A 21,572-nucleotide genomic window follows, 5' to 3' on the forward strand; every position below is an offset into this window, starting at 1 on the left:
TCACTCCTCGGCGCTGGCCTTGCCCAGCTCGGCTTTCAGCACGAAACTGTTCGCGGCGGCGTAGCGCTGGCCGGGCGCAAGCCCGCTCACGACCTCGACCGTATGGTCGTCCTGGCGGCCCACCGTCACGGGCTGCGCGACGAATCCCTCATCCGCTTGCACGAACACCGACGCCGCGCCTTCCACGTCCTGCAACGCGTCCTTCGACACGGCCACCGTGACGCCGGCGCGGCGCGCTTCCACGGCAACGTTCACGAACATGCCCGGACGCCAGACGCCATCCGGATTGGGCAGTACCACGCGCGCCACCGCCGAGCGCGTTTCTTCGCCGAGCAGTTCGCCGACATAGGACACGCGTCCGGTCGAACTCGAATCGAACGCGGCGGCCCTGACCGTCGCCGCGCGTCCGATCCGCACCTCGTCGAGCTGTTGCGGGTTCACGGCCATTTCGGCCCATACGGTGGACAGGTCGGCCAGCGTGAAGACGTTGGTGTCGGCAGTGATGGCCTCGCCCGGCGTCACATGCCGCTCGACGATGGTGCCGTCGAACGGCGCCCGCAATTCATAGCGGTTGAGCGCCTGCCCGCCCGGCAGCGCGCCGATCGCTTCGAGCTTCTGGCGCGCGCCGCGCGCGGCAATCTCCGCCTCGCGCAACTGCACTTGCGCCTGCAGATAATCCTGTTCGGCCGAGATGCGTTCGAGCCACAAGGTCCTTTCGCGCTCGTAAGCGACACGCGCGGCCGTCAGCCTGCGCTCCGCCGTCAGCAGTTCGCTGCGCCGGTCCGCCAGGTCGGTGCTGGCGATCACCGCGAGCAACTGCCCCTTCGTCACCCGCTGACCCACCGACACCGGCACCCGTTCCACCACGCCGCCGACCCGCGGCCCCACGTGCGCCGTTCGATCCTGGTTGAAACGGATTTCGCCCGGCAATTGGAGGGTTGTCACCACTTCGCCCGGACCCGCGCTCGCCAGTCCTATGCGCGCGGCGTTCACCTGCTGCGGGCTCAGCTTGACGAGGCCGTCCTTGCGCGCATAGACGATCGACGCCGACTGACCTTTCCATGAAGCCTTCAGCGTCGCCTCGAAGACATGCGGCCGGCCGACCGCCTGCGACGAAACCAGTTCGGCGCCGGAAGACACGAAACGCAGGGACTGCGGCGGCCCGAACGGCCGCGCGAGCGAACCGGTGACGCTGAGGCCCTGCGTGACGGGCTTGCCGTTGGAGAAGGCGGCGAGAATCAGGCGCGGATCGCCCGCCTGTTCCGAGATCCCGACCTCGATGACCAGACCCATCAGCCGATACTGGTCGAACCCGGGGCGGGACGCACTGCTTGCATTGCTGGCTGTCGCCGCCTGGGAGGCGGAGTGGCCGGAGGAAAACAGCAGCGAATCGAGCAGGAAACCCGCGCCGATCCCGCCGGCCGCCAACGCGACATAGAGAAGTTTGCGCAACATGACCTGACCTTCAGGGAAGAACTGAAATCGGCAACGCGCCGGACGACGCGGAGGACGAGGACAAACCTGGCGACGGCGGCAGCGGCGTGCCTTCGAGCCGCCCGAGTTCCGCGTACGCCAGATGCGCGGTCGTCAAGGCCTGCACGTAGCGCGACTGCTCCTGGTACAGCGTGCGCTGCGCGTCGAGCACGTCGAGGAAGGCGAACTTGCCGAGCTCGAAGCCGCGCGACATCGCCACCAGCGTGTCGCGCGCGGCGGGCAGCACGTCGGACCTGAGCCGCTGCGCTTCTGCGGCGGCGTTCTGGAAATTCGTATAAGCCGACGAGAGTTGCAGCCGCAACGTCGCCTTCTCGTTGTCGAATTCGGCTTCGGCCTGCTCCGCGTTATGCGCCGCTTCGAGCAACGCGCCCTTGTTGGTGTCGAAGAGCGGTAGCGGAATGGACACGCCGATCACCGCCTGATTGAACGGCACGCCACCCGTGACCACATGCTTCATGCCTGCGCTCACGGTGATGTCCGGCACGCGCCGCGCGCGTTCCAGCTGGATCGCCGCATCCGAGCGCAGCATCTGCGCCTTCGCGGTGCGCACCAGCGGCCCGCTGTCCGTTCGCGCGACCATCTCGGCAAGCGGCTCGGGCGTCGGAAGCATTTCGATATCGCCTGCGATGGCCCGCTCGCGCACCGCGGACTCGCCGGTGATCGTCGCGAGCCGGTCGGCCTGCACGGCGACTTGCGCGCGCGCCCTCTGCAACTCGATCTGCGCACCCGCTTCGGCGACGCGCGCCTTGCCTGCCTCGACCGGCGAGATCTTGCCGGCCCGCACCCGCTTGTCCGCGGAATCCAGCGTGCGGCGCGCGATGTCCGCGGATTCGGTGGCCACCTGCAACTGGCGTTGCACCGCGAGCAGACCGTAGAACGCTTCGATGACCTGCGCCCGCAGCGCCGCGTCGCGTGCGTCGAGACGGGCGAGCGCGGCCTCGCGGCCATACGAGGCGACGTCGAGACGCGCCCCGCGCTTGCCGCCCAGTTCGATGCGCTGGCTCACCATTCCGGTACTGGTCCGCTCGGACGGACCGAAGCCTTCCTGGAGAAACGACACATCCGGATTGGGCCGCATGCCCGCCTGGAGAAACGCGCCTTCGGTGGCATCGGCGCCGGCGCGTGCGGCACGCAGCGACGGATTCGCCGTGACCGCCGACGACAACAGCGCATCGAGCGTCAACGGCGCATCCGCTGGCGGCGGCGCGGCGCCGGCGCGCGACAGGGCGATCGAGAGAACCAGAAAAGAAGCAGTGCGCTTGAGCATGGAGAGCGAGACCGGTGGAAGTCCTGCATTTCGAATTTCACACAATGTTAGGGTGACTATGCAATCTGATGATGATATTCAGATGATGTTTTCGTCATCTGGATCGCGCTGCTTCGTTGTTTCTCTTGCGCGATGCCTGTCAGTTGCCTGTCTTCTCGGGTGCAATCGCGGCATCCTGCGGATGTTCGATCGCATGCTGCTGCTTGTTGCGCGCGATGCTTGCCGAGGTGGGCGGATATTCACTGTCGCGATGCGGCAGGTAGCCGTCACGCCAGGCCTGTTCCAGCGGGTCGATGGCTTGGGCTGTGGTCCTGCCCGCGTCCGGTCCGTCCTGATGCGCGAGAGCCGGCGCGGACGCCGCGCCCAGCAACCACGCCAGCCCGATGATGGTGCGTTTCATGTAAGACACTCCTGGTTCGTTTGATCCTGGTTCGACTCTTATGGAAGACGCGTGCGCAACAGCCGCAGCCCATTGCCGATGACGATCAGGCTCGCGCCCGTATCGGCGAAGACCGCCAGCCACATCGAACCGTGGCCGCCCAGCGTCAGTCCGATGCACACCGCCTTGATCCCCACCGCCAACGCAATGTTCTGCAGCAGCGTTGCGTGCATCGCCTTCGACAAGCGGATGAACGCGGGAAGCTTGCACAGGTCGTCGTCCATGAGCGCGACGTCGGCGGTGTCGAAGGCGGCGTCGGTGTCCATCGCGTTCATGGCGAAGGTGATGTCCGCGCGCGCGAACGCCGGCGCGTCCTTGGTGCCGTCCCCGACCATGCCGACCGGAGCCCCGCGCCCGAGCGTCTCGATGACACGCAGCTTGTCTTCCGGCAAGAGGCCGCCTTCGGCGCGGTCGATGCCAGCCTGCTTCGCGACCGCGCGGGCGAGGTGCGGGTTGTCGCCCGTCAGCACCGCCGTGCGCACGCCGATGGCGCGCAAGCGGGCCACGGCGTCGCGGCTCATCGGCCTGAGCGTATCGGCCACGGCGAAGAGCGCCAGCACGCCGCTGTCGCTGGCGAAGATCACGACGGTGCGCGCAGCGCATTCCTGCGCCTCGACGCGCCGCCGCAGGTCGCCTGAGTCGTGGCCGATCTCCGCCATCAGACGCAGGTTGCCGAGCCAGTAACGGCGCCCGCCGATGAAGCCGAACACGCCGCGCCCCCGCACCGAGCCGAAGCGGCTCACCGCGAAGCGCGGAATGTGTTCGTTCCGCGCGGCCTGCGCGATGGCGCGCGACGCGGGGTGCGGCGAACGCCCCGCCAGACTCGCCGCGAACGCGCGCACGATGCTCTGCTCGAAGCCGGCGTCGAGCAGTTCGAAGGCGGTCTGCACCGGCGTGCCGTGCGTGAGCGTGCCCGACTTGTCGAGCGCGAGCCAGCACAACCGCCTGCCGCGCTCCAGGAACGCGCCGCCCTTCACCACGATGCCGTGACGCGCGGCGCGAGCCAGTCCGCTGACGATCGTCACGGGCGTGGAAATCACGAGGGCGCAGGGACACGCGATCACCAGCAGCACGAGCGCCTGATGAATCGAGGCAAGCCATCCGTCGTCCAGCGCCAGCGGCGGCAGCAACGCGACGCCGAGCGCGCCGATCAGCACCGCCGGCAACCACGTGCGCACCACGCGTTCGAGCAGCATCTGGGTCGGCGCCTGGCACAGTTGCGCTTCCTCGATCGCATGGACGATGCGGGCGAGCGTCGACTCGTTGATGCCGCCGGTCACGAGCATGTCGAGCGTGCCGGTCTCGTTGAGCGTGCCCGCGAACACCGCGTCGCCCTTGCCCTTGGCGACCGGCCGGCTCTCGCCCGTGATCGGCGACTGGTTCACGCTGGACCGGCCCCTGACGACCTCGCCGTCGAACGGAATGCACTCGCCTGCCTTGACGCGCACGATCTCGCCCGCGGCGATGTCATTCACTGCGCAGTCACGCCAGGCGCCACCGGCTTGCAGGACGGCCGCCCTGGCCGGCAGCGCCTTCAGCAGCGCCGCCGTGGCATTGCGCGCGCGCCGCAGCGAATTCTTCTCGACCCATTCGGCGATGGCGAAGCACACCGAGATCATGGCCGCCTCCGGCCATTCGCCGATCAGCAGCGCACCCGTGACGGCGATGCTCATCAGTGCTTCGATCGTGAAGTGGCCGCGGCAAAGGGCGAGCAGACCCGCGCGATACATCGTCAGGCCTGAGGCGGCGACAGCGCTCAAGGCGAGCACGACGATGGTACTGGTCTGCGCGTCGAACCAGCTCGCGGCTTGCGATGCGATAGCGACGGCGCACGCGCCGCCGAGCAGGCAGATGGACACGCGATCCGGCGCGCCGGGTTCCGGCGCGAGCCGCGGTTCGAAGCCGAGCGAGCGCAGGCCGGCAAGAATCGTCCCGAGTGCCTCGACTTCGTGTTCGACGATCAGCATGCGGCGCAGCAGGTCGAACTTCATCGACACGATGTCGCGCATGCCGCCCAGCTTCTTGCGGATCAGCGCTTCCTCGGCGACGCACTCCAGCTGTTCGATGTGGAGTTGCGTGCGCGCCGTGCCGCGGCTTCTTATGCCGGACACGCCTGCTTCAGCTGGCCGGGCGCCCTGCATCGCGCTGCAAGAACCGAGGCGCGTGTTGCCGATATCTTCTGGCCGTAACATACTGACGTCCTTACTCGATCAAGCGCCAAGTAGAAACCTTGGAGCCGCTCAAGAGTCAAGAAGGATCAGCACATGAAGATTGGCGAATTGGCGCGCATCTCGAAATGCACGCCGGACACGATTCGTTTTTATGAAAAGGAAGGCTTGCTTCAGCACGCGGAACGCACTGAAGCGAATTACCGCACCTACAACGCAAGCCACGTCGAACGCCTGCGCCTCATCCGCAACTGCCGCGAACTGGACATGACGCACGATGAAGTGCGTGCGCTGTTGCGTGCCATCGATGAAACAGGAGATAGTTGCCAGCCAATCAATTCACTTGTCGATGAGCATATTCATCATGTCGCTGAACGCATCGATGAATTGATCGGATTGCAAACGCGCTTGCTTGCATTGCGCGAGAAGTGTCAGGGCGAACAACTGGTGGATACCTGCGGCATCATGCACGAGCTGACATCGAAAGAAGCCGCCAGCCGGAAGACGAAGAAGTCGCATCTCGGCTAGCGGTTTTCATCGGCGGCTCAAGCTTTCATGCGGTCGGCGGCGACGATCGCATCCGCGAAGTCGCGCGGCGCTTCCTGCGGCAGGTTATGTCCGATGCCGCCCGTCACGTTCCGATGCTGGTACGGGCCCGTGAATTTCTTCGCATAGGCCGAAGGGTCCGGATGCGGCGCGCCGTTGGCGTCGCCTTCCATCGTGATCGTCGGCACGCCGATGGTCGGCGCGGCAGCCAGGCGCTGTTCGAGCGCATCGTATTGCGGCTCGCCCTGCGCGAGCCCAAGACGCCAGCGATAGTTGTGAATCACCACCGCCACGTGATCCGGATTCCCGAATGATTGCGCTGAACGCTCGTAAGTGGCGTCATCGACATGCCATTGCGGCGATGCGAGTTGCCAGATGAGCTTGTTGAAGTCGTGCCGATTCGCTTCGTAGCCTGCCTGGCCGCGCTCCGTCGCGAAGTAGAACTGATACCACCACGCGAACTCGGCCTTCGGCGGCAACGGCGCGCGATTGCCCTGCTGGCTGCCGATCAGATAGCCGCTCACCGACACCATCGCTTGCACGCGCTCGGGCCACACCGCCGCGATGATGTTCGCCGTCCGCGCCCCCCAGTCGAACGCGCCGAACACCGCTTGCTTGATTTTGAGCGCATCCATGAGCGCGATGATGTCCACCGCGACTACCGCCTGCTGCCCGTTGCGCGGGGTATCGGCGGACAGGAAGCGCGTCGTGCCGTAGCCGCGCAGATACGGCACGATCACGCGATAGCCCTGCGCCACGAGCAGCGGCGTGACGTCGGCGAAGCTGTGGATGTCATACGGCCAGCCGTGCAGCAGGATCACGACGGGACCGTTGGCGGGACCGGCTTCCGCGTAGCCCGTGTTGAGCGTGCCCGCGTTGATCTGGCGCAGTGCGCCGAAGCCGGCCTGCGGCGCGGAACGGGTCTGGGCCTGCGCCAGATTGCCGAAGCCCGCTTGCAGCAGGCCGATGCCGGCGCTCGCCAGCGTGGCGCCGAGCAAGCGGCGGCGCGACGTGTCGATGATGTCCGTCATGATGCGGTTCTCCTGTTTCGTTGTATCAAGAAGAAATCGTCACGCGGCCGACGCGCGCAGCGCGGCGAGCGTCGGGCCCATCGGACGCACGCGCATGTGGGCGGCGAGATTGCGCCAGGGCAGATCGGCGGGGTCGGCGGCCATCGGGCCCGGCGCTTTCGCGACCAGTATGCGCGATGCGATCGGCTCGAAGTCCGCACGAAAATGCACCGAACTCTTGTTGACCAGTATCTTCATGCGCTCGGGTTCGATCCCCGCGACACGAAACAGATTGCGGTCGAAGACCTGCATCTTGATGCTGCTCACCGCAATGCGCACGCCTTCGATACGCAGACACGCCGTGGGACCGAGTTCGCCGCTCATGCCGTTGAGCATCGGGCCATCGAAGCGGAAGCGGCCGTCGGAGAGATGTTCGACTTCGAACTCGCCTTCGAGCGGTGAATCGCCCGGCACGTTCGAGCCGCCGCCCAGCGCCAGCCGGATGCGCGCGCCGACACCCGCCCGATGCGCCGCGCGTGCCGCGCGCTCATCCCAGATGACGCCGACGCCGGCCTCGCGCGCGCCGTGACGCAATAGCGCGCGGACCATGCCCATGGTGTTCGAGTCGCCGCCCACGCCGGGGTTGTCCTGCGTGTCCGCGATGATCACCGGGCCGTGTGCCGCGCCGCTTGCTTCGATGGCCTCGCGCGCCGCTTCATCGGGCGACAGGAACGGGACGTCCCAGCGCGCTTCATCGTCGACGAGGCGGGTGTACAGCGCGTCCACCGCGCGATCCGCCGCGTCCTGTTCGACCGCATAGCCCCAGACGACCGGCCCGCATTCCTCGAAGTCCGATGCCGGAAACCCCGGCGCGAACGACAGCGACACGGCGTCACGCTCCAGCATCGCCAATGCGTCATACATGCCGCGCGCCGGTTCGACGAGCGTACACATGCCGTTCACCGGAATCAGGAACGGCACGCGGCGCACGGCGCGCGCAAGCGGCCTGCCGTGCGCGATGCGCCGCGCGAGCAGATGACCCGCCCGCAATCCCGTTTCGGCCATGTCGACGTGCGGATAGGTGCGATACGCGACCAGCGCATCGGCCAGTTCGACCATGCGCGCCGTGACGTTCGCATGCAGGTCGAGGGAGACGACGAGCGGCATGTCATCGCCGACAATCTGCCGCACGCGCGCCAGCAATTCGCCTTCGCCGTCGTCGAGATGCTCGGCGACCATGGCGCCGTGCAGGTCGAGATAGATCGCATCGAAACCGCCGGCGCGCACGCTTTCGACGATCGCGCCCGCAATGCGCTCATAGGCGTCTTCCGTCACATGCGCCGACGCGCTCGCGCCGGCCCAGATCACCGGCAGCAGTGCGTGCCCTTGCGCTTCGGCCCACTGGATGAAGCCGCCGATCGGCACGTTGACGTCGCGCAGCTCGAGCACGTCGGTGCCGTGGGCCATCGGCGGGAAGCCTTCGCCCTGGATGAAGCTCTGGTAGCTGGCGCGGGTCGGCGCAAAGGTGTTGGTTTCGTGCTGGAACCCTGCGATCAGGATCTTCATGATGGTCATCCTTTCGTCTTCGATGAAAAGTCTTCAGGCCGCGCGCGTCTTCGCGACGATCACGGTGCAGCGGTTCGCCAGGATCAGCACGCAGGCAAGCGCGGCCATGCCGGCCATCGCATACAGGCCGCCGTTCGTGCTGCCCGTGGCGGACTTGACCCAGCCAAACACCGCCGGTCCCCAGAACCCGCCCGACAAACCAATGGTGTTGATCAGCGCGATGCCGCCCGCCGCGGCCGGGCCGGAGAGGACTTCAGAAGGAATCGCCCAGAACACCGTGTAGGCCATCCACATGCAGGCGGTGGCGAGCGTGAGCAGGACCAGCGTCGCCGCCAGGCTGCCGGAGGCATACGGCGTCATCACCAGCAGCGCGGCTGCGGCAACCGCTGGCAACGCGCTGTGATAACGGCGCTCGCCGAGCGCGTCGGAACGGCGGCCCGCGCTGTACATCGCGAGCGCTGCGGCTACATAAGGAATCGCGACATACCAGCCGAGCTTCAGGGTGTCGTGGGCGCCCTGCTCTTTCAACAGCGTGGGCAGCCAGAAGCTGATGGCGTAGATCGGAAAGATGATGCAGAAGTAGGCCAGCGCCAGCACGAGAATGCGCGGGTTTTTGGCAATCTCGCGAAACGATGCGATCCGATGCGACCCACTGCCATGCGCACCGGCTTCGGCCGCGACGAGACGCCGCTCGTCTTGCGAGAGCCAGCGCGCTTCAGCAGGACCGTTGGCGAGCGTGAACCACACCAGCGCGCCGAGTGCGATGCACGGCAGGCCTTCGACGAGAAACATCCACTGCCAGCCCGTCAACCCGCCGACGCCCGCGAGCGAGGTCATCAGCCACGCCGACAACGGCCCGCCGACCACCCCGCCCAGCGGCCCCGCGACGAACACGAGCGCGATGGCGCGCGCCATGCGCTTGGGCCCGTACCAGCAGGAGAGGTAATAGATCATGCCGGGCGCGAAGCCCGCTTCGAAGACGCCGAGCAGGAAGCGCATCGCGTAGAAGGCGGGCACGCTGTGCACGAAGAGCATGCATGCCGACGTGATGCCCCACAGCACGAGAATGCGGCTGAAGGTGAGACGCGCGCCGATCTTCGGCAGCATCAGGTTGCTGGGAATCTCGAAGAGCACGTAGCCGATGAAGAAGATGCCCGCGCCGACGCCGTAGGCCGCATCGGAGAAGCCGAGATCGCTCTGCATCTGGAGTTTTGCGAAACCCACGTTCACGCGGTCCAGATACGCGAACAGGTAGCACGCGATGAGCAGCGGCAACAGCCGCCAGTTGATCCTGCTGTAGAGCGCCGAGAGGGCAGCGCCGCTCTCGTTGAGTTGAATCGTCGACATCCGCGTCTCCTGGTGGTCTTCCCCTCTCCGGGTGAAATCATGGTGAGCGCGTTCGACTGTCCCAGCAAGAGCAACCAAGTTCACCTATCGTTGCTCTGTGAGCAACACTCCATTGTTGCGTTCCGGAGCTTTCGACATGCGTGAAATCAATCAGCAACGCCTGCGTTACTTTCATGAAGTGCTGTCGCACGGCACGATGCGCGGGGCGGCGGACCATCTGAACACGTCGCCTTCGGTGATCGCGCGGCAGATCAAGCTGCTCGAGGACGAACTCGACACCACGCTGTTCGAACGCGAGGCGCGCGGCGTGAAGCCCACCGAAGCGGCCTTTCATCTGCTGGAGTTCTGGCGGGGCTATCGTTCGCAGCAGGAGCGGCTCGAAGATCAGTTGCACGCACTCAAGGGCTTGCAGCAAGGGCAGATCCGGCTGGCGGTGAGCGAAGGCTATGTCGATACGCTCGTCGATGACGTGCTCGCGCCGTTCTGTGCGCGCTATCCACGCCTCGAGATCGACGTGCAGATGCTCGCCGTCGACGACCTGCTGGACGAAGTCGCGCAAAGCCGCGCGCATATCGGACTCGCCTACAATCCGCCGCCGCATGAGCGGATCGAGATTCGCGCGAGTTGCGCGCAGCCGGTCGTGCTGCTCATGCGGCGCGATCATCCGCTGGCGCGGCGCGGCGGTGCGGCGCAGATCCGCGATCTGCTCGATTACCCGCTCGCGCTGATGCCGCCCAGCTTCGGCATCGGGCATGTGGTCAAGATGCTCGAAACCACCGACGGCGTTTCCATTCGTCCCGCGCTCACGACCAATTCGCTCGGCGCGCTGAAGCGGCTCGTCGCGGCGGAGCAGTTCATGACGCTGATCGGGGAGTTTGCCGCGTATCGCGAGCTGGCGAGTGGCGAGCTGACCATTGTTCCGGTCGCGCATCCGCTGTTCGAAAGCGCGCAGGCGCGGGTGCTGGTAAAGACCGGGCGACCGCTCGCGGCGGGACCGCAGGCATTGCTCGAATCGATTCTCGAGCGGATGCCGATGTTCAGCAAGGCGTCTGGTGCGACCGCTAGCAGGAAACCGCGCCGCAGAGCGAAGCGGTGACGCGGACACGTGATGTTCAGAAAAGCGCCTGTTGCAACGGCAAGCAGGAAACCGCGCTGTAGAGCGAAGCGGTGACGCGGACGGATCGCCGCGTGATTCACGCGCCCCGCACGCCCTCCGGCACGTCATCCAGGCGCGCCGCCGGCGAAGCCGCAATGATCGCCGCCTGCACGACGAAGCACAGGGCCGCCGCCACGAGGCACGGCCCGATGCCGAGACGCGCGCTGATCGCCGCGCCCAGCAGCGCGCCGAGCGGACGGGCGCCGTAGGTTGCCGTGCTGTTGAGCGCGGAGACGCGGCTCAGCATCGAGGCGGGCGTGATGGCCTGGCGCAGGGTCGTGGAGCCGACGGTCCACAGGATCGGCCCCGCGCCCAAAAGAAAGAAGCTCGCGGCCGCCAGCCAGACGGACGGCGCGGCGAGCGTCGTGACCAGCATCAGCGAAGCGGTCAGCCCGCACAGCGGCCCGACCATCAGCATCCGTCCGAACGTGATGCGGCGTGCCACCGCCGCGGCCGCCAGCGCGCCGCACACCATGCCGATGCCATAAGCCGCGAGCGTCATGCCGATCGCCGATGCATCGAGACGCAGATGCTGCGCCGCATACGACACGTACACCGCCTGCACGATAAAGAAGCCGAGATTGAAAAACACGGCGGTGGCGAGCATCGGGCGCAGCAGGGCATCGCGTGCGACGAAGTTCGCGCCTTCGCGCAGTTCGGCGAAGAAGCGGCGTTTGACGGCTTGCTGACGCGGCGGTTCGCGCAAGCGTGCGAGCAGCAGCGCCGCGCAGGCCGAAAGACCGGCCGCGCAGCCGTACGCCCAGCCCGCGCCAATCCATCCGACGAGCAGTCCGCCGAGCGCCGGCCCCGCTGAATAGGCGACGCTGCGCGCGAGTTCGATGCGCCCGTTCGCGGCGGCCAGCGTGGACCGTTCGACCAGCGCGGGCACGAGGGCGGGCGCGGCGACGTTATAAGCAACGGTGCCGGTCGCGCCGAAAAAGCCGAGCAACGCGAGCAAAGGCAGCGTCAGCGCGTGCGAACGCACGAGCAGCAGGATCGACAACATGGCGAGCGCGCGGGCGCATTCGGCGCCGGTCATGAGCGTGCGGCGCGAGCGGCGGTCCGCGAGGACGCCGAGCGGGATCGACAGCAGCAGGAAAGGCAGCGTCTGGGCGCTTTGCAGCAAACCGGTATCGGCTGCCGAAGCGCCGAGCGCGAACACGGCAACGAGCGGCGTCGCCGCGAGGCCGATCTGCTCGGCGGACTGCGCAAGGAGGTTGGACCAGGCAAGGCGCTGGAAGGCGACAGGAAACGGCATGGGCGGGCTCCGGAACGAGAGGATGGCCCATAATCGCGGGTGAGGCGTGCAGCGGCACTCCGGGGCTTGCGCTGTGATTCGGGCGGCTATGGCCCGCTGCCAAGCGTCTTTTGCTCCGATACGATCCGGTCGGCGATCTTTCCTGCCAGATCGTCCAGCGAAGACGCCCCTTCCACCTTGTTGATGACGAAACGCGCCGCCGCGCCGTAAGGCTTGGGCGCCGCCGCCGATTTCTGCCCTTTGAGTTCGTCGCTGGTATCGATGCGCGCCGAAGCCTGACCGGCCGACGCCGACAGACTCGCGAGTTGCACCGTGACGTGGGTGTTGGGCGGTGGGTCGGAGGAATTCATCGAGGGGAGCGCGGCGCCAGGCCCGGTCGGGATGGACTCATCGAATTCACCGGTCACGAGCCAGCCCGATGCGGGCAGCGCGCTCAGCGACTCCGCCCGGCACGCGCTGACACCGCGCGCCTGGAGCGCCTTCACGATGCCGTCCGAGAGCGCGGACGCGTTTTGATCGACCTTCATCGTGTTGCGCATGGAGCGCAGACGGGAGCCGGGAAGGCGCGACTCGCCGCCCTGGCTCACGGCCGTGAAGTCACGCACGACGACAGGCGCTGCCGCGCCGCCGCACGGCGGCGCATCCTGCGCGAAGGCGCACGGACCCAACATGAAACCGAGCACGATCAACAGCCATGACACCGATGTCTTCATCGCAGCCTCCGGCAACGGATCAACGGGTCTACCGCTCGGCGATGATACTGCCGCTCGCCGCACAGCCACGCGTTTCCTGCCAGAAAGCCTCAGTGCGCGACCGCCGTCTCCGCCGACCCCGCCCGCTCCATCAGCACCGCCAGCGCAATCGGCCGGCTGAGCAGATAGCCTTGCATCTTGTCGCAGTGAACAGCGCGCAAGGTATCGAGCTGCTCCTGCGTCTCGACGCCCTCCGCCACCACCGTCACGCCGAGCTTGTGCGCAAGATCGATCACCCCTTCGACGACGGTGCGCACCATTGCGTCCGTGGCGATGTTGTCGACGAAGGACTTGTCGAGCTTCAGCACGTCCGGACGGAAGCGCGCCAGATAACTCAAACTCGAATACCCCGTGCCGAAATCGTCGATGGCAATGCGCACGCCCATCTCTCTCACCTTCAAGAGCACTTCCTGCGCATCGTCCACATTGTCGATCAGCGCGGACTCGGTGATCTCCAGCATGATGCGGCTCGAATCGATGCCCGCGCGCCTGATCGCCTGCCGCAGCACATGCACGAGACGCGGATCGCGGAACTGCTTCGGCGACACGTTGAGCGCCACGGAACACACCGCCGGCAACGTGCTGGCGAGCCGCGCCGCCGACTGCACGGCTTCGCGGATCACCCAGTGCCCCGCTTCGACAATCAACGCGCTTTCCTCCAGCACCGGCACGAACGCGCCAGGCGCGAGCATGCCAAGCGACGGATGGTTCCAGCGCAACAGCGCCTCGACGCCCACGAGCGCGCCCGAATCAACGCGATACTGCGGCTGATAGTGCAGCACGAACTGATTGTCGCGAATCGCGCCGTGCAGTTCGGATTCCAGATGCGCGCGCGCCAGATCGTCTTTCTCGCGCTCGCCGAACACGCGGAAGGTGTTGCGGCCGGCGCGCTTGGCGGCGTACATCGCCATGTCGGCGCTGATGAACAAGGCCTCGGGCGTGCGCCCGTGTTCCGGATACAGCGCGACGCCGATCGAACAGGTCATCGTCACGCTCTTGCAATCGACCTTGATCGGCCGGTGACACGCCGCCGCCAGCTTGCGGCATGCGCGCTCGATGCTCTCCTGCTCGAACGGACCGGGCAGGATCACCGTGAACTCGTCGCCGCCCGGACGCGCGGCCACCGCGCTCTCCGGCAACGCCTCCTGAAGCCGCCGCGCGATGGTGCGCAACACGGCATCGCCGGCAATATGCCCGGCCGTATCGTTGATCGACTTGAAGCGGTCGATGTCGACGAACAAGTAGGCGAACGCCGTGCCTGCTTCGCAGCGGCCCACCAGCGTTTCCATCATCGCATTGCGGTTGGCGAGGCCGGTGAGGCTGTCCGTGTTGGCGAGCCGGTGCAGTTCCTGAAGACGCTCGCGCTCGTCGGTGGCGTCCACGCACACGCTCACCACGCGCGACACGGCGCCGTCCTCGGTCACCGGATAGATATCCGCGCGCACCCAGCGAGTCCGCTCGTGCGGCAGGCACAGCCGGAAATAGCTTTGCGTCGCGGAGCCGGTCTGCACCGCGCTGCGCATTTCGACACGCAACGCGCCGAGATCGTCGGGATGCACGCGCTGCGACCACGAAGTCTGATCGGCTTCGAGCGCGGACATCGGCATTTCCCACATGCGCTCGAACGCCGAACTCACGTGCAGCAGTTCGCGAAAATCATGCGTGGCGGTCCAGAACACGGCATCGACGTGATCTTCCATGTCCTTCTGCACGCGCGCGTTGCCGCGCAGTTCATCGATGAGATTCACCTCCGCCGTGATGTCGCGCGACTTGCACAGCACGGCAGTCACGCGGCCATGCTCGCCGTAGACCGGCGCGAAGGTCGAGGTCCACCATTTCAGCGTGCCGGTCATGGTGCGGCACGCGCCCGAGAAAGAGGTCGATTCACCCGCCTTGGCACGCTCGAAGGCCTGCCGCGCGTCGGGACCTTCCCAGAGCGCGAGCCAGTCGATGTCGATCAGCGCATCCGCGCATTCCGCCTCGATCAGATTGCGGCCGACGTCCGAAATGCACATGATGCGGCCGTCGAGACTCAACAGCTTGAGGCAATCCTCAGCGATGGCGAGCAGCGCGTGCGCCACCTGACGCGCAACAAAAATCTTCCGGTGCGCGGCCTGCATGCGATGCACGACCAGCGTCAGCGCCAGCACGAGCGCGGCCAGCGCGATATTCCATGGCATCGGCACGAAGAACGTGCCGCAGGCGGCGATCAGCACGCCCAGCGGAGCCAGGCCGAGGCCATCGAAACGGCGCGCGTATTCGAGGTACGGCAACTTGCTGGCAACGTTCTCGCCAATGGTTCCGAGAAAGTCGGTCGGTTCTCTCTGCACCGCTTTGACCCTGTTCTGCTATTAGTATGATCGTTGTTTATCGGCGCAGTACCGAGGGTCTTGAGTGCGGCAGAGCTAAACGAAGCTCGCCGCAGCGGTAAGGGTTACGGGATGCTCAGCCATTCAAGGCCGCCGCGATCTCGCGCGCCAGCATCTCCGCACGATACGGCTTGTTCAGCAGCGTCACGTTCGGCCGGAGCACGCTGTCGCGGGAAATCATGTCGCGGGTATAGCCCGACGCGTAAATCACCGGCACCGGACGCACCTGGGAAAACGCCCATTCGGCCAGGTCCGCGCAACTCACTTTGCCCGGCATCACGACGTCGGTGAGGATCAGGTCCACATGCACGCCGCTTTCGAGCACGCTCATCGCGGCGTCGCCGTTCGCCGCGCGCAGCACGGTATAGCGCATCGCTTCCAGAATCGCGACCGTCGAGGACAGCACCGCAGGATCGTCATCCACGACGAGCACCGTCGCGCCGCCGGTCTGCGCCATTAGCGCATCGGCGCGCGGCGTCGCGGCTTCGTCGTCGTGGCTGCGCGGAAAGAAAATCTCCACGGTGGTGCCCACATCCACCGTGCTCGACACCGCGATATGCCCGCCGGACTGCTTGACGAAGCCGAACACCATCGACAATCCCAGCCCGGTGCCATGGCCTTCCGGCTTGGTCGTGAAGAAGGGCTCGAAGGCGCGTTCGAGCACCTCGGGCGGCATGCCCGACCCGGTGTCCGATGCGGACAGCTTCACGTATTCGCCCGGACGCAGTTCCTTGCCTTCGCAGGCCGCCGCGTCGAGCACCTCGTTCGAACTCGCGAGCATGAACTTGCCGTCGTCGCGCATGGCGTCGCGGGCGTTGATCGCCAGGTTCAGCAGCGCGTTCTCCAGCTGATTCCGGTCGACGCAGAAATTCCACGGCTCCTCGACGATCATCGTGCCGATCGCCACCGACGCACCCACCGCGTGCTGGAGCAATTCGCGCAGTTCGTCGAACAACCGGCGCGGGTTGATGACCACCGGCGATTGCGGCTGCCGCCGCGCGAAGGACAGCAGTTGCGACGCGAGCTTCGCGCCGCGCTGCACCGCGTCCATCGCGGCCTGCAGGCGCTCGGGCACGCGCTTGTCGGTGGGCGGCAGATATTGCAACAATTGCAGGTTGCCGCTGATCGCCTGCAGCGTGTTGTTGAAGTCGTGCGCGACGCCGCCCGTCATCGCGCCGAGCGCTTCCATCTTCAGGCTCTGGCGCAGTTGCGCCTCGACCGCCGTGCGCGCCGCCACCGCCTCCGCGATCTTGTCCTCGAGGTCAAGCGTCAGTTCCCTGAGCTTTTCCTCGGCCACCTTGCGATCGTGAATGTCGATGATGACGCCGGGAAAACGCATCGGCCGGCCTGTTTCGTCGTATTCGCAGCGGCCCGAGGCCATGATCCAGGTCCAGCCGGAGTCGGCCGCGCGAATCCGATATTCCGCCCGGTACGACGTGTTCTCGCGCACCGTCCGCGCGATCAGCGAGGTGATGCGCTCGACGTCGTCGGGATGGATGATGTCGAACGCCCGTTCAATCGGCAGGCCGGCCGTCACCTGCTCCAGTGCGAACAGGAAGGTGCGCGCAAAGCGCTCGTCGCCCTTGACGCGGTTGCTCTGGATCTCCCACACGAACGTGCCGAGCACCGCGCCCGAGTTGAGCGCGAGTTGCAGGCGTTCGTCGGCCGCGCGGAACGCCGCCTCGGCCGCGGCGCGCGTGCGCTCCAGCGTCACCCGCCCGGTGGTTTCCACGACGACCGCCAGCACCCCGACCGGCACGCCTTCGTCGGAGGCGATCGGGCTGTAGTGCAGATCGAGCCATACGTTGGATTCGCGGCCCGCGCGCGGCAGCACGAAGTCGATGTCCAGATAAGACAGCGTTTCGCCACGCAGCCCGCATTCGATTACATTGCGATTGAACGCCACCGCCTCGGGCCACGCGCGTTCGATCGGCATGCCGAGGATCTTCGGATGGCGGCCGCCGGAGAAGCGCGCGTAGGCGTCGTTGTAGAGCAGCGTGCCTTCCTCGCCCCACAGCACGGCCATCGGCAATGCATTGCGCAGCATGAGTTGCACGGCGGAGCGCAGCACGTGCGGCCAGGTATCGATGGGGCCGAGCGGCGTCGTGCTCCAGTCGAAGTCGCGAATGGCGCGCGCGGATTCCCCAATCCATGATTCGAGCTGACGGGGGTCGGCGATAGTCGAGGGCAAACGGTGATTTCCTTGTTGGTCGGAACGCGGGGCACAGCGCGCGGCGCCCGACAGCATAAAGGTTCAGCAGCCGTTTCCCTAGCACGGGAACCGCCCACTTTGCCAGTTTGCTCCGCGCAGCAAGGAACCGGCCCGCCCTTCACTCGCGCTTCGGCCGGCGCACCGCACGCACCTTGCCGGTCCGCCCGCCGCCGCAGAAAAAGCGCTCTCCGCCGTCCGATTCCAGCCCCGACACAGCCGCACCCTCGGGCATGTCGAGCCGCTCCAGCACCTCGCCGGATTGCGGGTCGATGCGCCGCAGTTCGCTTTCGTCGCCCTCCCAGGTGGCGTGCCAGAGTTCCCCGCCGACCCACGTGACGCCGGTGACGAAACGGTTCGATTCGATGGTCCGCAACACCGCGCCGTTTTGCGGATCGACCTGATGGATCTTGCGCGCCTTGTATTCGCCGACCCACAGCGTGCCTTCGGCCCACGCCAGGCCCGAGTCGCCGCCGTTGCCCGGCGCAGGAATCGTGGCCAGCACACGGCCGTTCTCCGGATCGATCTTCTGGATGCGGTTCTCGGCAATCTGGAAGAGGTGTTTGCCGTCGAAAGCGGTGCCCGCGTGCGCCGCGAGGTCGAACGAGCGGCGCGGCTCGCCAGTGGCGGGATCGAACGCATTGAGCGACTCGCCGGCGGCGAACCATACGTTCTCGCCGTCCCAGGTAACGCCGTGCACGCCTTCGACGCCGGCAAACGGCCCGTATTCGCGGATGATTTCCGCCTTCGCGCGTTTCATGTCAATGTCCTCCCGAATGAGTGAATGAGCGACAACGGCTTCATCCTAGTCATTTGCCAGCGCCGCAGGGAGTAACAAGACGGTCGTGAATCCGGGCATCGGCGGCGTGGTCCAGCGGCGCGCCCGGCCGCGCCCGAAGGATTGCACCTTGCCCGCGGCGGCGAGCGCATCGAGCGCGCGCTGCACGGTGCGCTGGCTCGCGCCCAGCGCAAGCGCCAGCGCGGAACTCGACCACGCTTCGCCGTCGGCGAGATGCGCGAGCAGCGGCGCGTGTTGGTCCTCGACCGGCAGCGCGAGCACGGCGACCTCCCGCGCGCCGAGCGGCATCAGGGCGAAACCGCGCGGCGTGGCGGCGATACGCGCATGCGGCCGCAACAGCGCGCGCAACCGGCCCATCTCGACGCGCAAGCGCGCGCGATGCGTTTCGTCGGCCTCGCGGAGGCGGAATGCGCGGGCGATCAGCGCATCGCGCGGGACATCGCCGGGCCACGCATGCGCGAGCATGCGCACGAGCGTGAAAAGCACCGGACGCGTCGCCAGCGATACCGCGCTGCCCGCTTCACGCACGCACAGACGGCACGCATCCACGACGAGCGTCTGCGAGGCGAACAGCGCCTCTACATCGTCGAGCAGCAGGAGCCGTTCGCCGTCGCACGCGATGAGGCGCGCGGCCGGCGTCCGCAACAGGCGCCATGCGCTCTCGACTTCCGCCGCGAGCGCCGGAATGGCCGCCTGCTGCGCGGCGTCCTGCGCGCGCCCGAGCGCGTCGCGTGCGTCGCGCGTGCGCAGACGGCGCAGCGCGAGCCCCGCTGCAAACAGCTCGTGCGCGGTGCGCAGCGCCGCAGGCAGCGGCGCGGGATTCAGGCTGGCGAGCATCTGACCGGCGGCATCGAGCTTGCCGAGCAGCAACGCGCGCCGCACGTCGAGATAGCGCGCGTGCGCGGCGTTCACGGTGTCGCCGTGCGCTTCGAGGATGGCGCGCGCCTGATGCGGCGTCTTCTCCGGCCAGCCCAGATCGCGCGACGCCAGCGCGATCTCCGCTTCCGCGACGACGCAGCGCGAGCGCGCCAGCGCCTCTTTCGCGCCGAAGGCCCGTGCCGCGCGCCTGACGAGCACCCGGGCGCGCGCGAAGTCGCCGAGCTGCGCCATCGCGATGCCGCGCAGCGCGAGCGCGCCGGCATCCTCGCGCAACGCGATGCGGTTCAACGCGCCCAGCGGATCGCCCGCCGCGAGCGCGCGGGCGGCGGCGGTGATCAACGAATCCATGCGAATGCCGGCACGCGGGTCACTCCCGGACGGTGGCTGTCGGCGACCAATCTACCACCGTCCCGGGCCCGACTATCTCCCCAGCAAGCCGAACACGGCCACCCCGCTCTTGGTGCCCACGTAGACCTTGCCGTTCGCGATCATCGGCGTGATGAACTTGTTGCCGGGGCCGAACTGGTCCCGGCCGCCGGCGTCATTGCTGCTGTAGAGGGCGTTGCCGAGATTGGTCGCGTCGTATGCGCGCAAGACCCCCGTGGCACCGTTTTCCGCCGCCCACAAAATGGCGTTCGCCGTGCCGTTCGCCGAAATGGCCGGCGTCGCGCCCGGATAACCAAATGTGTAGTACGTCTGGCTCGTCGGCGTCCGCGACAGCGACGCGTTCGAGATCGAGAACGCCTTGATGCTGTCGCCGACCGCGCCGAAATAGACCGTGTTGTTGAAGTAGGCGGGCGCGCTGAACACCCCGCCGCTGATCTGACCGACCAGCTCCTGATAGATGTGATCCGCGTTCGAATCGAACTTGCCCATCGAGAAACGGTTCACGACATAAATGGTCGCGTTCTTGCCCGCGCCCACCGCGAGATGACGCACGTTGCCGTTCACATCGACGAAATCCGGCAGGACCATCGCGCCGCCCGAACCGAGGTCTTCATCCTCGTTCGTGAGCTGCATCGTGTTCGACGGCTGGAAATAATCCTGCACGCGCAGCGGCGACAGATTCAGCCTCAGGAAGCCGTTGCCATGGTCCCCGTTGTTCGGCATCTCGTGCTCGTTCTGGGTGGGATCGAAGGTGCCGTTTCCATCGAGCAGATAGATCGCCTCGCCGTCCGATGCCGGGCCCGCGCCGCTCATCCAGATTGCGCCCATCTGGCCGTTCGGCGTGACGTTCAGCACGCTCGCCTGTTGCAGCGTGTTGGCGTCGTAGCCCATGACCCAGCCGGTGTAGGGCAGGAAATCGCAATGCGAAGTCCACGCGGTATAGATGACGCCGTTCAGCATCAGCAGCGACGCGCGTTCCACGTACTGGGCCGGATCGAACGTGAGCGTGCCGTTCACGCTGCCTGAACCATTGCCGGGATAGGTCGCGCGGATCTCCGTCGGGCCGTTGAACAACTCGGCGCCGGTGGTGAGGTCGAGCGCGTGGATGCGCTGGTGATAGGCGCCCCCGCCGTCCTTCGACACCCCGACGACATAAATCACGCCATTCGGCCCGCGCGTGCGGTCGATGACCGGCGTCGCCGTCACGCCGATGCGCGGCGTGATCTGGTTGCAGTTATGGTCGTCGCTCGGGTTCTCGCCGCTACGCAACGTCGAGACGCGCCAGAGCACCGTGCCGCTGTCGGCATCGAAGGCATACACGCTCGCGTTCTCGGTCGCGACGTACACCACGTTATGCGTGCCGCCCGCGATCTGCACGCTTGCAAGAAAGAGCGGCTGGGCATCGACGGCGCCATCGGCGGAAAAAATGGCGAGCTTGCCAAAGGTATTGGAACGGACGTTCGCGGGGGTCAGGACTTTCTCGGCCAATTGCTGACCGGTGCGGGCAATGTCGTTGTGCCAGGTGAGGACGTCCATGGGATTGGCGGCGGCATTCGTACTCGCTTTTGAAACGCTGGCCGGCGCCTTGACGGCCGAAGCCGGGTCGCCGCCGGAGTCGCCGCCGCTGCACGCGCCGATGATTACCGTGATCAGCACGGCGCCGAGTGCGGCGGTACAGGCGGATAAACGCGCATTCATTTGCAATCTCCTTCAGCGGAAGGCATGGACGGACCACGCGACGTCGGGGACGACGGTGTCTGAGTAAAGCAATCGTAATGCCCCGTGTTTTTGTGTCCTGATCGATCCCCGCAACCCGCGATGGTGGACGAAAGCCGGTGATTTCGCTTCGCCGAACGTTCGGTTCTGACAAGGGGCACACGCGTGGTGCGCACCACTTTCGCTACACATTGTTCAGGCACCGAAATC

General features: G+C 66.6%; 16 protein-coding genes. 2 read left to right on the top strand and 14 right to left on the bottom strand.

Annotated features, from left to right (window positions below):
* From QCE63_RS25455 to QCE63_RS25470, 4 genes are all read right to left on the bottom strand, one after another.
* On the bottom strand, positions 1-1,455 hold the full coding sequence (locus QCE63_RS25455) for an efflux RND transporter periplasmic adaptor subunit (protein WP_309836898.1): 1,455 nt from the start codon (positions 1,453-1,455) through the stop codon (positions 1-3).
* Between the two features lie 10 nt (positions 1,456-1,465).
* Positions 1,466-2,761: a TolC family protein gene (locus QCE63_RS25460; RefSeq protein ID WP_309836900.1), complete on the bottom strand. Its 1,296-nt coding sequence runs from the start codon at positions 2,759-2,761 to the stop codon at positions 1,466-1,468.
* Between the two features lie 139 nt (positions 2,762-2,900).
* Entirely contained in the window at positions 2,901-3,161 is a 261-nt protein-coding gene (locus QCE63_RS25465; protein WP_309836902.1) for a DUF4148 domain-containing protein, read from the bottom strand.
* Between the two features lie 38 nt (positions 3,162-3,199).
* The gene (locus tag QCE63_RS25470; protein WP_309836905.1) at positions 3,200-5,392 is read right to left on the bottom strand and encodes a heavy metal translocating P-type ATPase; all 2,193 of its coding nucleotides are present in this window, start codon (positions 5,390-5,392) and stop codon (positions 3,200-3,202) included.
* 72 nt (positions 5,393-5,464) lie between these two features.
* Between QCE63_RS25470 and cadR the strand changes: the two genes are divergently transcribed.
* Entirely contained in the window at positions 5,465-5,896 is a 432-nt protein-coding gene (gene cadR / locus QCE63_RS25475) for a Cd(II)/Pb(II)-responsive transcriptional regulator (protein ID WP_309836907.1), read from the top strand.
* 17 nt (positions 5,897-5,913) lie between these two features.
* On the opposite strand, the gene QCE63_RS25480 is transcribed toward cadR, so the two are convergent.
* From QCE63_RS25480 to QCE63_RS25490, 3 genes are read right to left on the bottom strand one after another with little or no spacing between them, the layout of a single operon-like run.
* A complete protein-coding gene (locus tag QCE63_RS25480) occupies positions 5,914-6,945 on the bottom strand; it encodes an alpha/beta hydrolase (RefSeq protein WP_309836910.1) in 1,032 nt (343 codons plus the stop codon).
* A 39-nt stretch (positions 6,946-6,984) separates the two neighbouring features.
* On the bottom strand, positions 6,985-8,490 hold the full coding sequence (locus tag QCE63_RS25485; protein ID WP_309836914.1) for a M81 family metallopeptidase: 1,506 nt from the start codon (positions 8,488-8,490) through the stop codon (positions 6,985-6,987).
* A gap of 33 nt (positions 8,491-8,523) precedes the next feature.
* Positions 8,524-9,837, bottom strand: a complete 1,314-nt coding sequence (locus QCE63_RS25490) for an MFS transporter (RefSeq protein WP_309836916.1) — start codon at positions 9,835-9,837, stop codon at positions 8,524-8,526.
* Positions 9,838-9,973: 136 nt separating this feature from the next.
* On the opposite strand from QCE63_RS25490, the gene QCE63_RS25495 reads away from it, so the two are divergent.
* On the top strand, positions 9,974-10,933 hold the full coding sequence (locus QCE63_RS25495; RefSeq protein ID WP_309836918.1) for a LysR family transcriptional regulator: 960 nt from the start codon (positions 9,974-9,976) through the stop codon (positions 10,931-10,933).
* Positions 10,934-11,030: 97 nt separating this feature from the next.
* On the opposite strand, the gene QCE63_RS25500 is transcribed toward QCE63_RS25495, so the two are convergent.
* The 7 genes from QCE63_RS25500 to QCE63_RS25530 form a co-directional block, all read right to left on the bottom strand.
* Entirely contained in the window at positions 11,031-12,251 is a 1,221-nt protein-coding gene (locus QCE63_RS25500) for an MFS transporter (protein WP_309836919.1), read from the bottom strand.
* A gap of 86 nt (positions 12,252-12,337) precedes the next feature.
* Complete coding sequence (locus QCE63_RS25505; protein WP_309836921.1) at positions 12,338-12,964, bottom strand: hypothetical protein; 627 nt, start codon at positions 12,962-12,964, stop codon at positions 12,338-12,340.
* A gap of 89 nt (positions 12,965-13,053) precedes the next feature.
* Positions 13,054-15,333: an EAL domain-containing protein gene (locus QCE63_RS25510; RefSeq protein WP_309836923.1), complete on the bottom strand. Its 2,280-nt coding sequence runs from the start codon at positions 15,331-15,333 to the stop codon at positions 13,054-13,056.
* A 115-nt stretch (positions 15,334-15,448) separates the two neighbouring features.
* The gene (locus tag QCE63_RS25515; RefSeq protein WP_309836925.1) at positions 15,449-17,563 is read right to left on the bottom strand and encodes an ATP-binding protein; all 2,115 of its coding nucleotides are present in this window, start codon (positions 17,561-17,563) and stop codon (positions 15,449-15,451) included.
* 139 nt (positions 17,564-17,702) lie between these two features.
* The gene (locus QCE63_RS25520) at positions 17,703-18,341 is read right to left on the bottom strand and encodes a glutamine cyclotransferase (RefSeq protein WP_309836928.1); all 639 of its coding nucleotides are present in this window, start codon (positions 18,339-18,341) and stop codon (positions 17,703-17,705) included.
* A 45-nt stretch (positions 18,342-18,386) separates the two neighbouring features.
* The gene (locus tag QCE63_RS25525) at positions 18,387-19,607 is read right to left on the bottom strand and encodes a helix-turn-helix domain-containing protein (RefSeq protein WP_309836930.1); all 1,221 of its coding nucleotides are present in this window, start codon (positions 19,605-19,607) and stop codon (positions 18,387-18,389) included.
* Positions 19,608-19,679: 72 nt separating this feature from the next.
* Positions 19,680-21,344, bottom strand: coding sequence for a pyrrolo-quinoline quinone (locus QCE63_RS25530; protein ID WP_309836932.1), 1,665 nt, complete (start codon positions 21,342-21,344; stop codon positions 19,680-19,682).
* Between the last annotated feature and the right edge of the window lie 228 nt (positions 21,345-21,572).

This window comes from Caballeronia sp. LZ065, assembly GCF_031450975.1.
Classification (GTDB): domain Bacteria; phylum Pseudomonadota; class Gammaproteobacteria; order Burkholderiales; family Burkholderiaceae; genus Caballeronia.

What these genes read in the sequence shown, in the direction of transcription:
- QCE63_RS25455 (WP_309836898.1), bottom strand. Translation starts at nt 1,455, where the DNA reads ATGTTGCGCAAACTTCTCTATGTCGCGTTGGCGGCCGGCGGGATCGGC.
- QCE63_RS25460 (WP_309836900.1), bottom strand. Translation starts at nt 2,761, where the DNA reads ATGCTCAAGCGCACTGCTTCTTTTCTGGTTCTCTCGATCGCCCTGTCG.
- QCE63_RS25465 (WP_309836902.1), bottom strand. Translation starts at nt 3,161, where the DNA reads ATGAAACGCACCATCATCGGGCTGGCGTGGTTGCTGGGCGCGGCGTCC.
- QCE63_RS25470 (WP_309836905.1), bottom strand. Translation starts at nt 5,392, where the DNA reads ATGTTACGGCCAGAAGATATCGGCAACACGCGCCTCGGTTCTTGCAGC.
- cadR (WP_309836907.1), top strand. Translation starts at nt 5,465, where the DNA reads ATGAAGATTGGCGAATTGGCGCGCATCTCGAAATGCACGCCGGACACG.
- QCE63_RS25480 (WP_309836910.1), bottom strand. Translation starts at nt 6,945, where the DNA reads ATGACGGACATCATCGACACGTCGCGCCGCCGCTTGCTCGGCGCCACG.
- QCE63_RS25485 (WP_309836914.1), bottom strand. Translation starts at nt 8,490, where the DNA reads ATGAAGATCCTGATCGCAGGGTTCCAGCACGAAACCAACACCTTTGCG.
- QCE63_RS25490 (WP_309836916.1), bottom strand. Translation starts at nt 9,837, where the DNA reads ATGTCGACGATTCAACTCAACGAGAGCGGCGCTGCCCTCTCGGCGCTC.
- QCE63_RS25495 (WP_309836918.1), top strand. Translation starts at nt 9,974, where the DNA reads ATGCGTGAAATCAATCAGCAACGCCTGCGTTACTTTCATGAAGTGCTG.
- QCE63_RS25500 (WP_309836919.1), bottom strand. Translation starts at nt 12,251, where the DNA reads ATGCCGTTTCCTGTCGCCTTCCAGCGCCTTGCCTGGTCCAACCTCCTT.
- QCE63_RS25505 (WP_309836921.1), bottom strand. Translation starts at nt 12,964, where the DNA reads ATGAAGACATCGGTGTCATGGCTGTTGATCGTGCTCGGTTTCATGTTG.
- QCE63_RS25520 (WP_309836928.1), bottom strand. Translation starts at nt 18,341, where the DNA reads ATGAAACGCGCGAAGGCGGAAATCATCCGCGAATACGGGCCGTTTGCC.
- QCE63_RS25525 (WP_309836930.1), bottom strand. Translation starts at nt 19,607, where the DNA reads ATGGATTCGTTGATCACCGCCGCCGCCCGCGCGCTCGCGGCGGGCGAT.
- QCE63_RS25530 (WP_309836932.1), bottom strand. Translation starts at nt 21,344, where the DNA reads ATGAATGCGCGTTTATCCGCCTGTACCGCCGCACTCGGCGCCGTGCTG.